We start from the raw sequence: 15,323 nt of genomic DNA, 5'->3' as shown, positions 1-15,323 counted from the left end.
GCTGCTGTGCAAGATCGAGGTCGCAGGTCGCGGCGGATCACTCCTGACGCATCTGCGCCAGTTGCTCTAGGATATTGGTGAAATTCTCGACCCCCTGGGCACCGCTGACCAGATGTTTTTGGTCAAAGATTACCGCAGGCACGCCCTGAATGCCCTGGCCGCGCCAGAAGTTCTGGCTTTCGCGTACCGCGGCAGCAAAGCGCTGATCTTGCAGCACTGCCTGGGCCTCTACCCGGTCCAGCCCGGTTTCGCCTGCGATCTCAACCAGCACGGCCTGGTCCGATAGATCGCGCTGATGGGTGAAATGGGCGGTGAACAGCGCCTGTTTCAGCTCGTGCTTGCGGCCCTGCTCATCCGCCCAGTGCAGCAGTTGGTGGCTGTCAAAGGTGTTGTGCATGCGCATTTCGGGGTCAAAGCGGAACTCGAAATCAAGATCCTGGCCCAGCTGGGTGATCTGCGTCCGGTTCTGTTCCGACTGCGCAGGGCTTACGCCATATTTTTCCGCGAGATGTTCGCGCAGGTTCTGTCCTTCGGGCGGCATATCCGGGTTCAGCTCAAAGGGATGCCAATGCAGGTCGTATTTGGTCTGCGTGGCCTCTAGCGCGTCTGCCAGCTGGCGATAGCCGATGATGCACCAGGGGCACATGACGTCGGAAACGATGTCGATACGCAGCGGGTTGGGGGGTGTCTGGCTGTCTTGCGCGCGGTCTTGCGGCTGCATCTGGGGCCTTTCTGCGCGGGATATCGCGCGAATTGTGGGGCGGATTGCGGGATCGTGTCTTTGTCGTGTGAAATAGGCGGTTGTCCGGCAACATTCCAGTGGCAAGGCTGCGCAAGCACAGCGTCTTGAAAACGACGCTTAGGCGTGGGGCGGACAAAAGCAAAACCGCGCCACCCGGAGGGCAGCGCGGCTTTGATGCATGTTGACTGTTTTGCAGCGCAGATGAGCGCGCTTAGAAATCGTCCCAACCCACCGCCTTTGGCAGTCTAGAGTTGGCGGCGTTATCCGCAAAGAAGTCCTCATCTGGGTTGATGAATTCTGCATGGGCCGCAGGCGCGGAGGAGGGCGCATGCGTTGGCTTCGAGGCCATCGACGGCGCGCCAGTTGCGCCAGGGCTGTTGGCATTCACCTTGAAGACTGAAACCTGATTAGCAAGCTCGCTTGCATCATTGCGCAGGATCTGGCTGGCGGCTGTGCTTTCCTCGACCATGGCGGCATTGTGCTGGGTCACATGATCCAGCTGCGATACGCCGGTGTTGATTTCCAGCAGAGTTGTGGACTGTTCATTAGCACCCTGGGCGATCTCTGCGACATGGGTGGAGATGGTGCCAACCCGGTCGATGATGCTGTCCAGCTCGCTGCCGGCCTTGCCAACAAGATCGACCCCCTTGGCCACATGCTGCGAACTCAGCGAAATCAGTTGCTTGATCTCCTGTGCGGCATCGGAAGAGCGCTGCGCCAAGGCGCGCACCTCAGAGGCCACGACGGCGAACCCGCGCCCCGCTTCACCCGCGCGGGCGGCTTCTACCCCGGCGTTGAGCGCCAGCAGGTTGGTCTGGAAGGAGATATCGTCAATCACCGAGATGATCTGCGAGATCTGGTTGGAAGAGGTTTCGATTTCAGACATGGCATTGACCGCGTCGGTCACCACCTGGCCGCTCTGCTTGGCGCCGTTTTGGGCCTCGGTGACGATGCCTTCCACCTGTTTCGCCCCATCGGCAGCGGATTTCACGCTAACGGTAAGCTGCTCCATCGCGGCGGCGGTCTCTTCCAGAGTGGCCGCCTGGCTTTCGGTGCGCTGCGACAGATCACTGGATGATTGGCTGATTTCTTCGGCGCTGGCACGGATCCGAGTGGTGCTTTCGACAACGGCATTCATGATGTTCACCAGGGTCGAAAGGGTGGTGTTGTAATTGGTGCGCAGACTCTCGTACTCGCCCTCAAAGGGGGTATTGATCGACTGAGTCAAATCGCCTTCGGACATGCTTTGCAGGGCGCGGTTCAGGCGATCGACAACCTGCTTCTGCGAGACCTGCGCGGCCTGGCGCTCTTCCTCCACGGCCTTTGCGGCGGTGAGCTGGGTTTTCAGATTGTCGATGGTGCGGGCAATGGCACCCATTTCGTCACGCCGATCCAGCAACGGCACCGGTTGGGTGTAATCGCCATCGGCAATCACATTGATGGTATCCCCCACCGTTTTCAGCGGTCTGGACAGCACTCTGCGCAGTGCAAAGGCCGAAAGTAGGCACATGATGACAAAGGCAAGCCCGGCAAAGATATAGGTCTTCATCTGATCTGGTGCAGCCTCTGCAAAGGCGCGTTCCGGCGACCAGATCATGGCAATAGAGCCGACGACCAGGCTGCCGTCCGCGCCCGCTGTTGCAGGGGCCGCGATGAAATAGCCATCGGTGCTCATTTCCAGCGTGCCAGACGCAGCCGAGGCGGCGGCAATCTGCGTCAGGGCTTCGTGCTCGGCTTCGCTGGCTTCGCCGGCGGTGGTGACGACTTCGCCTTTGCTGTTCACCGCAACCCCGTAAAGGGCGCGCCGCTCAGAGAGGGTCAGGATTTCGTCGATATCAGCCGAGAGGCTGTCGGCATCGCCAAAGCGAATGGCGCCGCCGGCCCGTGAGGCCAAGGTGATGGTGACACCCATGCCCAGGGTACGGACCCCTTTTTCGACTGCGGCAACAAACGTGTTGTCGCTGCGCACAGTAAGGGAGGCCGCCACAACCAGAGTTGTTGTTGCGATCAGCAGGCAGCACTTCATGAAGACTGACATGCCTTTGAATAGAGGGATCGAGGGGATGCGAGCTTTCATTTTGGTACCTTTGTTTAAGTTGTGCCCGGGGCTGCTTGCAAAAAAAGACGTTACATTAAGGCTTCGGCGTCGATGCCAACGGTCATGGCGCCAATAGCAGCGCCGGTATCGGGGTCTACGATGGTCAATGAGATCTGCGCTTGATAGCGGCGGCTGGATTCATCCAATTCAACCTCGCCAAAATGGCTGGCATCGGCGCCGACGCTATAGGTCATTTGAAATTTGGCCTCATCGCCTTGCCACATGTCAGAGGTGGGGCTGGAAGCGGCGACATTGAGTCCCTGCGCATCCATGATGAAGACCTCGGTGATCCGGCCGCCTGACTTTTCGACCTGCTCGCGCAGGAAGTCTGCGGCGCTGTTGTTCAGCACCTGGTTGGTGAAAGATGAGTCCGGCGTGCCCACTTCTGCCCGCCAGCGGGTATCCATGGCGTCAATGGCTGCTTGATCAAACCCCTGAGTCTGGCTGTTCTGACTGGCAATCGCTTCGACCAGAACAGGCGACTGCACCCAGTTGCGGATGTTGTTTTCAAGATAGCTCTGCATCGCTGGCGTATATTCCGATGCAGCAGCCGGTAGGGCCGCCAAGGTGATAAGGGTCGCAAGTGTTAGGGTACGCATGTGATGCTCCTCTGGGGTGTCCGTCCAAGACTTAGGTTCCTCCAGCCTATGGAGAGAGGTTTACCGGGGCCTTAACTGCACAGCGCTGGGTAGGTGCCGGGGCTGGTGATCTGGGAGAGAGCCCGTCGATGCGTGGCAACCCAGGAGTGCAACAGCTTTGATTTTCACAGCGTAAGTGCCCTGTACAAAAGGTTTTCTTGGGATTGAAAGTCTCTGATCCGGCACAGTATTTTAGCTGGAAATAGCCGGTTGTTGTTGAAAGTTTTAATGGTGTTTCTAGGTTGCAAAGGTCTGAAAAGAGCTTTTCAAGCGACCGCGAGGTGCGAAATCGGGCGAGCGATGGAGGGGGGGGGCATCTTTGAGTTGTGCTTTCCGTGCTGTCCCTGCCGTGAAGCGATGATTCGTCATGCTTTTCGCGCTCAGATACCGGTAGATATGACGATCGGGTTGGGCCACATCTGTCCTACGGAGCGGTTGAACCATCACTGTTGGTGGCGCGGTGTCAGATGGGCTGTGGTTGGTGGCTTTTGTTGTGGGGATAGATTGCCTCTGCCTGTGTGCAGCCCTTATGATCGCCGGATGATAGAACTCAGAGACTTACAGCTGTTGACCGCCCTGGCGCGGCATCAGCATTTTGCCAAGGCGGCAAAAGACTGCGGCATGTCGCAGCCGGCCTTTTCCATGCGGATCAGAAATCTGGAGGAAAAGCTGGGCCTGTCGATCGTGCGCCGGGGCAACCGCTATCAGGGGCTGACCGGTGAGGGCGAGATGATTGTGCGCCGTGCCCGTGGCATTCTGGATGATGCCAAGGCGCTGGATCAGGAAATCGCTGCCTCGCGCGGCGAGGTGACAGGCACGCTGGTGCTGGGGGTGGTGCCGACTGCCACGGCCTTTGCAGCGCAGGTGGTCAATCGGCTGCATCAGGTACATCCGCGTGTGCTGGTGCATACCGATGTCACGACCTCGATGGCGATCCAGAAGCGGCTGCTGGATGGTACCATTGACGCTGGGGTGACCTATGCGGATAGCGTGCCTCCCGGTCTGGTCAGCATCACCAATCTCTACGAAGAAACCTATGTGCTGCTTGCCCCCAGTGCCATGGTGGCGGGGCAGGGCGATAGTATCAGCTGGCAGGCCGCTGCCGAGCTGCCGCTCAGCCTGTTGGAGCCTGGCATGCAGAACCGGCGCATTCTGGACCATATCTTTGGCGAATTGGGCCTGAAGCCAGAGATCATGTCTGAATCCAGCGGATTTATGTCGGCCATTGTCATGGCGCGGGCCGGGGCCGTTGCGACCATCCTGCCGCGCGCTTTGGTGGAGGCGCTGGGCGAGATCAGCGGCACCCGCGCCCTGACCCTGAACAGCGCAGAGGAGGAGGAAACGGCGCGGCCCCGCCCGATATGTCTTGCCTGCCTGCAGCGCGCGCCGGAACTGACCACGGTTGCCGCTTTGCGGCGCATTGTTGACGCCTTTGTGTAATAAGCTATCGTTATTGTGCCTTCTGCACGTTGGATTTGACGATATGATTTACTGATGGCATGCCGCCCAGATGGGCTGTCAAAGGCATGTGCAACATCGGAGATCATCGTGGCACCATTGGACAATAGCAAAGGCGTGTGGAAATCCGGCAAGGGCAAGGGGCGCCATACCCCTAAGGGCCGCCAGCTGGATTATCAGGCGCAGAGCCAAGTTCTGGATCTTCTCGGGGCGCGGCCCCGTAATCGGGATCTGCTGATTGAATTCCTGCATCTGGTGCAGGATGCCTTTGGTCACATCAGCGCCGCCCATATCCGTGCTCTGGCCGAAGAGCTGCACATCGGCCAGGCCGAAATCTTTGAGGTCGCCAGCTTCTATGCCCATTTCGACGTGGTGCGCGAAGGCGACACCCCGCCGCCAGCCCTGACAATTCGGGTCTGCGACTCGCTGTCCTGCGAGATGGCCGGCGCGGCGCAGCTGAAATCTGCGCTGGAGCAGGGGCTGGACGCGACCCAAGTGCGGGTGTTACGGGCCCCCTGCATGGGGCGCTGCGATACCGCTCCGGTGTTGGAGCTGGGCCATAACCACATTGATCACGCCACGCCGGAAAAGGTGCAGGCGGCGATTGCTGCAGGCGACACCCATGTTCACATCCCCGCCTATGAAGGGTTTGCCGCATATGAGGCCGGGGGCGGATACACAGTTCTGCAAGAGCTGCGCGCCAACGGAAACTGGGAAGACGTCCAGGCCAGGATCAAAGAGGCCGGCCTGCGTGGTCTTGGCGGGGCCGGGTTCCCATCGGGTACCAAATGGGGCTTTGTGCGTGCCAATGAAGGCCCGCGTTACCTTGCAGTCAATGGCGACGAGGGAGAGCCGGGCACCTTCAAGGATCGCTATTACCTGGAACGCACGCCGCATCTGTTCCTAGAGGGCATGTTGATGGCCGCCTGGGCCGTAGAGGCCGACAAGGCCTTTATCTACATGCGTGACGAATATCCGGCGGTGCTGCAGATCCTGGCAACTGAAATCAAGGAGCTGGAAGATGCTGGCCTCGTTGAGCCCGGCTATATTGATCTGCGCCGCGGCGCGGGTGCCTATATCTGTGGTGAAGAAAGTGCCATGATCGAGAGCATCGAAGGCAAGCGCGGCGAGCCGCGCCACCGGCCCCCCTTTGTGGCGCAGGTGGGTGTCTTTGGCCGCCCGACCCTGGTGCATAATGTCGAAACCCTGTTGTGGATCTGCAAGATCAACCGTGAAGGGCCCGAGTGCCTGAACAGTGTTGAAAAGAACGGCCGCAAAGGCCTGCGCAGCTATTCGGTCTCTGGCCGCGTGCGAAACCCCGGCGTCCACCTGCTGCCTGCAGGGTCCACCATCACCGATATCATCGCGGCAAGCGGTGGCATGCTGGCGGGTCATACCTTCAAGGCCTATCAGCCGGGGGGGCCGTCGTCCGGTCTGCTGCCGGCCTCGCTGCATGATGTGCCGCTGGATTTTGACACTCTGCAACCGCATGGCACCTTTATTGGCTCGGCCGCTGTGGTGGTGCTGTCCGATCAGGATTCCGCCCGCGATGCGGCGCTTAACATGCTGCGGTTCTTTGAAGATGAAAGCTGTGGCCAATGCACCCCCTGCCGGGTGGGCTGCGAAAAGGCGGTCAAACTGATGGGCGAAGCAAAATGGGATCAGGGCCTGCTGGAAGAGCTGAGCGCCGCCATGGTCGATACGTCGATCTGTGGGCTGGGCCAGGCCGCCCCCAACCCGATCCGCCTGACCATCAAACATTTTCCGGACGAGGTGTGAGCCATGAGCACTGATATTACTTTTACCCTTGATGGTGAAACCGTCACCGTCGAATCTGGCCTCACCATCTGGGAAGTCGCCAATGGCCGGGGCCTCAAGATCCCGCACCTGTGCCACAAACCGCAGCCCGGCTATCGCCCCGATGGCAATTGTCGTGCCTGCATGGTGGAAATCGAAGGTGAGCGCACGCTGGCGGCCTCCTGCATTCGCGAACCCAGCGAGGGCATGGTGGTCACCACCAATAATGCGCGGGCAGAAAACGCCCGCAAGATGGTGATGGAGCTGCTTGTTGCAGACCAGCCCAAGCAGGAAGAGGCGCATGACAAGTCCAGCCACCTGTGGGACATGGCCGATCTGAACGGGGTTTCAGAGTCGCGTTTCCCCAAGCTGGAGCAGGGCCGCATCCCGCTGCTGGATGACAGCCATGTGGCGATGTCGGTCAATCTAGACGCCTGTATTTCCTGTGGTCTTTGTGTGCGGGCCTGCCGCGAAGTGCAGGTCAATGACGTGATCGGCATGGCGGGCCGGGGCCATGATGCCTATCCGACCTTTGATATCGCTGATCCTATGGGGGCCTCGTCCTGTGTGGCCTGCGGCGAATGTGTGCAGGCCTGCCCGACAGGCGCGCTGATGCCTGCGACGGTGGTTGATGACAATCAGGTCGGCGACAGCAAGGAATTTGACTCTGAAACCGAAAGCGTCTGCCCCTTCTGCGGCGTGGGCTGCAAGGTCAGCCTCAAGGTCAAGGACGGCAAGGTCAAATATGTCGAGGGTATCAACGGCCCCGCGAACGAAGGCCGCCTCTGCGTCAAGGGTCGCTTTGGTTTTGACTATATCCACCATCCGCACCGGCTGACCAAACCCATGATCCGCCGCGACGATGCACCGGCCAAGGGGCTGAATGTCGATCCCGGTGATCTGTCAACGCATTTCCGCGAAGCCTCTTGGGAGGAAGCGATGGATCTGGCAGGTAGCCGTCTCAAGGCCCTACGCGAGGCAGACCCGCGTTCTGTTGCGGGGTTTGGTTCGGCCAAATGCACCAATGAAGAGGCCTATCTGTTCCAGAAGTTCATCCGCCAGGGCTTCAAGCACAACAATGTCGACCATTGCACCCGTCTGTGCCATGCCTCGTCAGTTACGGCGCTGATCGAAAATGTCGGCTCTGGTGCGGTGACCGCGACGTTCAACGAGATCGAAAACGCCGATGTGGCGATCATCATCGGGTCCAACCCAATTGAAAACCACCCCGTCGCGGCGACCTATTTCAAGCAGTTCGCCAAGCGCGGCGGCAAGCTGATCGTGATGGATCCGCGCGGCGTGGGCATGCGGCGCTATGCAACCGAGATGCTGCAATTCCGCCCCGGTGCCGATGTCTCGATGCTGAATGCCATCATGAATGTGATCGTCGAAGAAGAATTGTATGACGCCGATTATATCCGCGACCGTACCGAAAACTGGGAGGCCGAAAAGGCTCACCTGAAAGACTTTACTCCAGAAAAGATGTCCGAGATCTGCGGCATCGAGCCCGAACAGCTGCGCCGCACCGCGCGGCTCTTTGCCAAGGGCAATGCCGGGATGATTTTCTGGGGCATGGGGGTCTCGCAGCATATTCACGGCACCGATAATTCGCGCTGCCTGATTTCCCTGGCGCTGATGACCGGCAATGTCGGCAAACCTGGCGCCGGTCTGCACCCGCTGCGTGGCCAGAACAATGTACAGGGGGCGTCGGACGCCGGCCTGGTGCCTATGTTCCTGCCTGATTACCAAAGCGTCACCTCGGATGATGTGCGCCGCTCCTTCACCGATGTCTGGGGTGGCGGTGACTTTTCAAATGAAAAGGGCCTCACCGTGACCGAGATCGTCGATCAGGCCTATGCCGGTATGATCAAGGGCATGTATATTCAGGGCGAAAATCCGGCCATGTCGGACCCGGATGTGGATCACGCCCGCGAGGCTTTTGCCAAGCTGGATCTGCTGATCGTGCAGGATATCTTTCTGACCGAGACGGCGAACTACGCCGACATCGTCCTGCCGGCCTCGGCGCTTTATGAAAAGAACGGCACCGTGTCCAATACCAACCGTCAAGTGCAGCGGGTTCGCCCGGCTGTGCCGCCCCCTGGCGATGCGCGCGAAGATTGGAAGATCACGGTAGATCTGGCGCAGCGCATTGGCCTGCCCTGGGACTATGCAGATGTCTCTGAGGTCTTTGCCGAGATGAAGCTCAACATGAAATCGTTGAACAACATCACCTGGGACCGGCTGGAGACAGAGACCATTACCTATCCCTCTCTGCATGACACCGACCCCGGTCAGGCGATTGTCTTTGGCGATGGCTTCCCCCGTGTCGATGGGCGCGCGCGCTTTACCCCGGCCAGCGTTATTGCCCCGGACGAGGCACCGGATGCCGAATACCCGATGATCATGACCACCGGGCGTCAGCTTGAACATTGGCATACCGGTTCCATGACCAGGCGATCAAAGGTGCTGGATGCGGTCGAACCCGAAGCCAACTGTTCTTTGCACCCTAAAACCCTGCGTGCCCTCGGGGTCGAACCGGGAGAGATGGTGCGGCTCAGCACCCGGCGCGGGGCAATTGACATCATGGCCCGCGCCGATCGCGCCATTGCCGAAGACATGGTCTTTGTTCCCTTTGCCTATGTCGAGGCTGCTGCCAATATCCTGACCAACCCGGCGTTGGATCCCTATGGCAAAATCCCGGAGTTCAAATTTGCAGCCGTCAGGGTTGAAAAGGCCAATGACCAGGTGGCGGCAGAATAACCTGCCAAGGCCAGGCCAATCAGCGAGGCGGTGTCATAAAGATGCCGCCTCTTTTATTTTGCGCCGCCCTTTTTGCTTTCGCCGGGCCCAACGGGAGCAGAGGGGCCTTTGGGCCCTCATGCGACGGGCGGGAGCCCCTCTTTTATGGGCGCGGTGTCACGCGAACAGGGTAGGCGCTTTTCCCGGCGCGCGTTTCGACTGGGGGCTTTACACCGGCGATGAGGCCGCGTCGAAGGCGGCCCTGGCACTGGTTCCCAAGGCGCATATTCGTGCCCGTCAGGATGAATTCACGACCCTGTGGCGGGCTGATGGCGTGCCATGAAGCGGTCAATATCCACCTGGGTCGGGCGCTGGCCGGTGAAGACTTCGATATAGTCGGGCATGAGCGCAAGACGCTGATCTTCCGGTTCGTGGATCTGCATCGAAATATAGCCGATCTGGGTGTAGACCATGGTGCGTGCGCGGGCCAGCGCGCTTTTGGGGCTATAGCCAAAGCGTTCCAGCATGGCGGCCATGGCCTGTTCGCGGCGGGCATCCGCCAGGTCCAGCCGGTGCTGGAGCGCGGCATCCTTGCGCGCCCAGTTGCGGATCGCCAGATCCAGCCGGGAGTCAAACAGATCGGCGTCGAGCCAGCAGTCAAACAGGTTGAAGATCGCTTCGCAGACATTTGCGGCATAGGCCTCTGTGCGGGCGACCAGGGTGCCGGTATTCTTGTCCTCCCAGTGCTGGATCATTGCTTCCAGCAGGGCCTCGCGGTGCTTGAAATGCCAATAGAAACTGGTGCGCGACACGCCCAGCCGTTTTGCCAGAGGCATGATTTTCACCGCTTCCACACCTGAAAGGGTCAGCGCGTCATAGGCGGCTGTCAGCCACGCCTCGGCAGAGGTCGGCGGGCGGGATTGGTCCTGAAATGTCATGCCAATGTCCTAACACCGACATCGCCGTGTCGCAACGAAGTTGACAGGTCTGAATGTTAACTTGACACTTGTGTCAAGTTAATGGCGTAGGATGGAGGGAACGATATGGTCGAAGCACAGGTGGCATCACGACGGCGGCGGTCGCGACGCGGCGACGGGCGCTCGGCAGAGCCGGGGCAGAACACATACTTGAAAACGCCCTTCATCACCCGAAAAATCCCGACCTATGATATCCTGTCGGAAGACAGCCTGGTGCAGATAGAGGCTACGGCTGACCGTATCCTGGCCGAGATCGGTATCGAGTTTCGCGAAGATCCCGAGGTGGTGGCGCTGTTTCGTGCGGCGGGGGCGCGGGTTACGGATCTCACGGCTGATAGCTGGAACCTAAAGTTCGAGCCGGGCATGATCCGGCAAATCCTGTCGACGGCGCCACAGCGCTTTACCCAGATGGCGCGCAACCCCGCCAACAGCGTAGAGATCGGCGGTGATGCCATGGTTTTTGCGCCCTCTTACGGATCGCCCTTTGTGATGGATCTGGACGGGGGGCGGCGCTACGGCACCATCACGGATTTTGAGAACTTTGTGAAACTGGCGCAGATGAGCCCCAATCTGCATCATTCCGGTGGCACCATATGCGAGCCAACAGATGTGGCAGTGAACAAACGTCACCTTGATATGGTTTACGCCCATATGCGCTATTCTGACCGGGCGTTTCTGGGGTCGATTACCGCGCCGGAACGGGCCGAAGACAGTATAGAAATGTGCCGTATTCTGTTTGGCGCTGAATTCGTTGACCAGAATTGCGTCATCATGGGGAATTTCAACACCACCTCGCCGCTGGTGCTGGATGGGGTGACGACGCGGGGCATCCGTGCCTATGCGGCGGCGGGGCAGGGCTCGATTCACCTGCCGTTTTTGCTGGGTGGTGCGGTCTCACCGCTGACCATTGCGGGATCGGTGGCGCAGTGTCTGGCTGAAAGCATGGTATCCTGTGCCATCACCCAGTTGGTGCGCCCTGGCGCGCCTGCGGTTCTGGGCTCTTTCATCAGCTCGATGTCGCTGCGCACTGGCTCTCCAACCTTCGGCACGCCTGAACCGGCGCTGGGGTCGCTGGCCATGGGACAACTGGCGCGCCGGTTGAAGCTGCCGCTGCGCTGCGCCGGCAATTTTTCCACCTCCAAGCTGCCAGACGGGCAGGCGATGCAGCAATCCATGATGTCGATGATGTCGGCGGTGCAATGTGGCGCCAATTTCATTCTGCACTCGGCCGGGTTTCTCGATGGGCTGTTGTCGATGTCTTACGAAAAATTCATCCTGGATGCCGATCTCTGCGGCGCACTGCATGCCTATCTCAAAGGGTTCGAGGTCACAGAGGACACGCTTGGCTTTGACGCTTTGGCCGAGGGCGGACCAGGGCAGCATCTCTTTGCTACCCAGCACACTCTGCGCCATTACCAGACTGCCTATTGGGACAGTGCGCTGGATGATCACCAGCCTTGGGAAACCTGGGATGAGCAGGGCGGCGTTGACGCGGCAACCCGGGCCAATCTTCGCTGGAAGGCGCAGCTGGCCCAGTATCAGCCGCCCGCGATGGATCCCGGCACGGACGAGGCGCTGCAGGAATTCATCACCAAGACCAAGACCGCTGTGCCAGACGCCTGGTACTAATCACATGCCTTGGCAACCGGGACTGTACTTTACAGCCGTGTGCCGTTTCACTGAACGTACCCCAAGGCCCGTCCCAGGAGAGACCCGCCATGTCTAACGACCCGCTGCTGCAGCCCTATAAGCTGAAACATCTGACTCTGCGCAATCGGATCATGACGACCAGCCATGAACCCGCCTATCCCGAAGACGGAATGCCGAAAGAGCGCTATGCCGCCTATCATGCTGAACGCGCCAAGGCCGGGGTGGCCCTGACCATGACGGCCGGCTCGGCCGCTGTGTCACGCAACAGCCCGCCGGTGTTTAACAATATCCTCGCCTATAAGGACGAGGTGGTACCCTGGATCCGCAATATGACCGACCAGGTGCATGCGCATGGCGCGGCGGCGATGATCCAGCTGACCCACCTGGGCCGACGCACACACTGGAACAAGGGCGACTGGCTGCCGGCGGTTTCCTCTACCCGCCACCGGGAACCTGCGCATCATGCGTTTCCCAAACTGGCCGAAGATTGGGATATTGCGCGGGTGATCTCTGACTTTGCTGACGCGGCAGAGCGGATGAAGGAAGGCGGCATGGACGGGGTCGAAATCATGACCCATGGCCATCTGCTGGATCAGTTCATCTCGCCGCTGACCAATGACCTGGATGGGATCTATGGCAAGGATACTCTGGAAAACCGGATGCGTCTGACCACCGATATCATTGCCGCCGTGCGGGCGCGGGTGGGGCAGGACTTCGTGCTTGGGGTGCGCTTCGCCCCGGATGAGGCCCATGTGGGCGGTATCACCCCTGAAATGGGGGTAGAGATCGCCAGGATCCTGCAAGCAACCGGCCAGGTCGACTTTTTCAACGTCAATCGTGGCCGGATCCACACCGATCCGGCGATGACCGATATGATCCCGGTACAGGGCATGAAGAATGCGCCGCATCTGGATTTTGCCGGATCGGTGCGCGCCGCCACCGGGATGCCAACCTTCCATGCCTCAAAAATTCCCGATGTGGCCACCGCCCGCCATGCGGTGGCAGCGGGGTTACTGGATATGGTGGGGATGACGCGGGCACATATGGCCGACCCACATGTGGTGCGAAAAATCATCGAAGGCCGCGAGGATGATATCCGCCCCTGCGTTGGTGCTACCTATTGTCTGGACCGGATTTATCAGGCGGGCGAAGCCCTATGTATTCACAATGCCGCCACGGGGCGCGAGCTGTCGATGCCGCACGAGGTTGCGCCAGCGCCCGAGAAAAAGAAAGTTGTGATCGTCGGCGCAGGCCCAGGGGGGCTAGAGGCGGCACGGGTCGCTGCCGAACGCGGCCATGCCGTCACCGTGTTTGAGGCGCAGCCTGATCCCGGCGGGCAGATCCGTCTGACAGTGCAGAACCCACGCCGGGCCGAAATGATCTCGATCATCGATTGGCGTATGGCGCAATGTGCCGCGCGTGATGTGGAATTCCGCTTCAACACCTGGGCCGAGGCGGCAGATGTGACGGCGCTGAACCCGGATGTGGTGATTGTGGCAACTGGCGGAATGGCCAATGTGATGCTGCATGAAACCAGCGCCGAGGCGGCAAATGTATTCTCCAGCTGGGATATCATTTCAGGCGACGTGAAACCCGGTGCCAATGTGCTGGTCTACGATGAAAGCGGCGATCACCCCGGCCTGATGGCCGCCGAGGTGGCGGCAAATGCCGGGGCGCAGGTGGAAATCATGACGCCCGATCGCAGCTTTGCTCCAGACATCATGGCGATGAATCTAGTGCCCTATATGCGTGCGCTGCAGGACAAGGATGTCACCTTCACCATCGCCCGGCGCTTGCTATCTGTCGCACAACAGGGCAACCAGCTTCTGGCCAGCATTGGCACCGATTACAGTGACCACCGGGTGCTGGCACAGTATGATCAGGTGGTGGTAAACTATGGCACCCTGCCGCTGGACGAGCTGTATTTTGATCTCAAAGAGCTCTCCTCAAACCGTGGCGAGGTCGATCAGACTGCCCTGATCGAAGGTCGGGTGCAGAACATCATCACCAATCCTGACGGCGGCTTTCAGCTGTTTCGCATTGGCGATGCGGTGGCCGCCCGCAATACTCATGCCGCAATCTACGATGCGCTGCGCCTGCTAAAGGATATCTGACATGAAACTGGGCTTCATCGGTACCGGGGCAATAGCCTCAGCCGTGGTGCGTGGCCTGACGGGGCAGGGCCATCATATTCGCATTTCTGCGCGCTCGGCCGCCCGATCTGAACCCCTGGCAGCAGAGTATCCCGAAGTGACGATCGCCGGGCTGCAAGAGATCCTCGATCAGAGTGAGGTGGTGTTTCTCGGGCTGATGCTTGGGGACGCGCCGGAAATCCTCGGAGCGCTGACCTTTCCCAGCGGGCTGCAGGTGGTCTCTTTTATGGCGGGGGCGGATCTTGCACAGGTTGCTTCCCTGGTGGCCCCGGCCCGGGCCGGGGCGGTGATGATGCCCTTCCCCAGCATTGCCCAGGGGGGCTCTGCCATCATGGCGCTGGGGGATACCGCTTTGCTGGAGCGGATCTTCGCCCCTGCCAATACCGTCTTTACGCTGGAGGATGCGGTTGAGCTGGACGCCTACCTCTGTGCACAGGCCGTGTTGTCTCCGGTGGCGCGTCAGCTGGCCGACGCCGCCGCCTGGCTGGGGGCGCGTGTGTCTGACCCCACGAAAGGAGAGGCCTTCCTGCGGATGCTGGTGGCAACCAGCCTGTCCCAGAGCGACGCCGAAACCCTGCTTGCCGTGCTGAACACGCCGGGCGGTTATAATCAGCGGCTCCGCCAACATATGGACGACGCGGGGCAGGGGGCGGCCCTGCTGGCCGGGCTGACCTCCCTTGAGGCCAAGGCTTGAGGGTGTGTCTGTCAGATTTAGCGCGGGTCTTTCGCATGTTTGGCGCGACTCGGGAGTGAGTCTGTGGGTAATGTTGTGGGTAAGTGCTGGTTTGGGATGTTTGTGGTTTGTGGCAAGGGTTCTGGGCGGTATTTAGGTGAGGTTTGCGGGTTTTTTCTCCGTGTAATATGTTGATATTGTTTAACTTTCACATTTCTGTTGCGGAAAGTTGCGATTTGCTTGGTTTTTGGGTTGCGGGTGCTGCCGGTTATACTTAGAACCCCCTCTACCGGCAGCGGCGACGCGGTCTGGTGGGTTGCTTCGGCGGCCGGACGGGCCGGAGAGACGGTTGAGACGCTCGGGAGAGACCGGGGCACTTATTGGCAGAATGAGGCGGG

General features: G+C 59.9%; 10 protein-coding genes. 6 read left to right on the top strand and 4 right to left on the bottom strand.

Going from position 1 to position 15,323, the window contains the following annotated elements; all coding sequences use genetic code 11:
• Nucleotides 1–37: 37 nt before the first annotated feature.
• The 3 genes from LRK71_RS12615 to LRK71_RS12605 form a co-directional block, all read right to left on the bottom strand.
• A complete protein-coding gene (locus tag LRK71_RS12615; RefSeq protein ID WP_232404187.1) occupies nt 38–721 on the bottom strand; it encodes a DsbA family oxidoreductase in 684 nt (227 codons plus the stop codon).
• Between the two features lie 232 nt (nt 722–953).
• Nucleotides 954–2,819: a methyl-accepting chemotaxis protein gene (locus LRK71_RS12610; RefSeq protein ID WP_232404186.1), complete on the bottom strand. Its 1,866-nt coding sequence runs from the start codon at nt 2,817–2,819 to the stop codon at nt 954–956.
• A gap of 50 nt (nt 2,820–2,869) precedes the next feature.
• Nucleotides 2,870–3,439: a hypothetical protein gene (locus LRK71_RS12605; RefSeq protein ID WP_232404185.1), complete on the bottom strand. Its 570-nt coding sequence runs from the start codon at nt 3,437–3,439 to the stop codon at nt 2,870–2,872.
• A gap of 579 nt (nt 3,440–4,018) precedes the next feature.
• Between LRK71_RS12605 and LRK71_RS12600 the strand changes: the two genes are divergently transcribed.
• The 3 genes from LRK71_RS12600 to fdhF are packed head-to-tail and all read left to right on the top strand — an operon-like array spanning nt 4,019 to nt 9,493.
• Nucleotides 4,019–4,918 (top strand): LysR family transcriptional regulator, encoded by a 900-nt coding sequence (locus LRK71_RS12600; RefSeq protein WP_232404184.1) that lies wholly within the window; start codon nt 4,019–4,021, stop codon nt 4,916–4,918.
• A gap of 54 nt (nt 4,919–4,972) precedes the next feature.
• Complete coding sequence (locus tag LRK71_RS12595; RefSeq protein ID WP_232404183.1) at nt 4,973–6,715, top strand: NAD(P)H-dependent oxidoreductase subunit E; 1,743 nt, start codon at nt 4,973–4,975, stop codon at nt 6,713–6,715.
• A gap of 3 nt (nt 6,716–6,718) precedes the next feature.
• Complete coding sequence (gene fdhF / locus LRK71_RS12590) at nt 6,719–9,493, top strand: formate dehydrogenase subunit alpha (RefSeq protein WP_232404182.1); 2,775 nt, start codon at nt 6,719–6,721, stop codon at nt 9,491–9,493.
• 287 nt (nt 9,494–9,780) lie between these two features.
• On the opposite strand, the gene LRK71_RS12585 is transcribed toward fdhF, so the two are convergent.
• Nucleotides 9,781–10,410 carry a TetR/AcrR family transcriptional regulator gene (locus tag LRK71_RS12585; protein ID WP_232404181.1) on the bottom strand — a complete coding sequence of 210 codons (630 nt, stop codon included), beginning with the start codon at nt 10,408–10,410 and terminating at the stop codon, nt 9,781–9,783.
• Between the two features lie 105 nt (nt 10,411–10,515).
• On the opposite strand from LRK71_RS12585, the gene LRK71_RS12580 reads away from it, so the two are divergent.
• From LRK71_RS12580 to LRK71_RS12570, 3 genes are all read left to right on the top strand, one after another.
• Nucleotides 10,516–12,078 (top strand): trimethylamine methyltransferase family protein, encoded by a 1,563-nt coding sequence (locus LRK71_RS12580; protein WP_232404180.1) that lies wholly within the window; start codon nt 10,516–10,518, stop codon nt 12,076–12,078.
• A gap of 89 nt (nt 12,079–12,167) precedes the next feature.
• Entirely contained in the window at nt 12,168–14,213 is a 2,046-nt protein-coding gene (locus LRK71_RS12575; RefSeq protein WP_232404179.1) for an NADH:flavin oxidoreductase, read from the top strand.
• A gap of 1 nt (nt 14,214) precedes the next feature.
• Nucleotides 14,215–14,946 (top strand): NAD(P)-binding domain-containing protein, encoded by a 732-nt coding sequence (locus LRK71_RS12570; RefSeq protein WP_232404178.1) that lies wholly within the window; start codon nt 14,215–14,217, stop codon nt 14,944–14,946.
• Nucleotides 14,947–15,323 lie beyond the last annotated feature (377 nt).

This window comes from Pseudophaeobacter flagellatus (assembly GCF_021228235.1).
Lineage (GTDB): Bacteria > Pseudomonadota > Alphaproteobacteria > Rhodobacterales > Rhodobacteraceae > Pseudophaeobacter > Pseudophaeobacter flagellatus.
Note: the sequence above shows the minus strand (reverse complement) of the source record. Positions and strands in the feature narration are given on the sequence as shown.

Coding starts and splice junctions, on each gene's coding strand:
- LRK71_RS12615 (WP_232404187.1), bottom strand. CDS start 721: ATGCAGCCGCAAGACCGCGCGCAAGACAGCCAGACACCCCCCAACCCG.
- LRK71_RS12610 (WP_232404186.1), bottom strand. CDS start 2,819: ATGAAAGCTCGCATCCCCTCGATCCCTCTATTCAAAGGCATGTCAGTC.
- LRK71_RS12605 (WP_232404185.1), bottom strand. CDS start 3,439: ATGCGTACCCTAACACTTGCGACCCTTATCACCTTGGCGGCCCTACCG.
- LRK71_RS12600 (WP_232404184.1), top strand. CDS start 4,019: ATGATAGAACTCAGAGACTTACAGCTGTTGACCGCCCTGGCGCGGCAT.
- LRK71_RS12595 (WP_232404183.1), top strand. CDS start 4,973: ATGGCATGCCGCCCAGATGGGCTGTCAAAGGCATGTGCAACATCGGAG.
- fdhF (WP_232404182.1), top strand. CDS start 6,719: ATGAGCACTGATATTACTTTTACCCTTGATGGTGAAACCGTCACCGTC.
- LRK71_RS12585 (WP_232404181.1), bottom strand. CDS start 10,410: ATGACATTTCAGGACCAATCCCGCCCGCCGACCTCTGCCGAGGCGTGG.
- LRK71_RS12580 (WP_232404180.1), top strand. CDS start 10,516: ATGGTCGAAGCACAGGTGGCATCACGACGGCGGCGGTCGCGACGCGGC.
- LRK71_RS12575 (WP_232404179.1), top strand. CDS start 12,168: ATGTCTAACGACCCGCTGCTGCAGCCCTATAAGCTGAAACATCTGACT.
- LRK71_RS12570 (WP_232404178.1), top strand. CDS start 14,215: ATGAAACTGGGCTTCATCGGTACCGGGGCAATAGCCTCAGCCGTGGTG.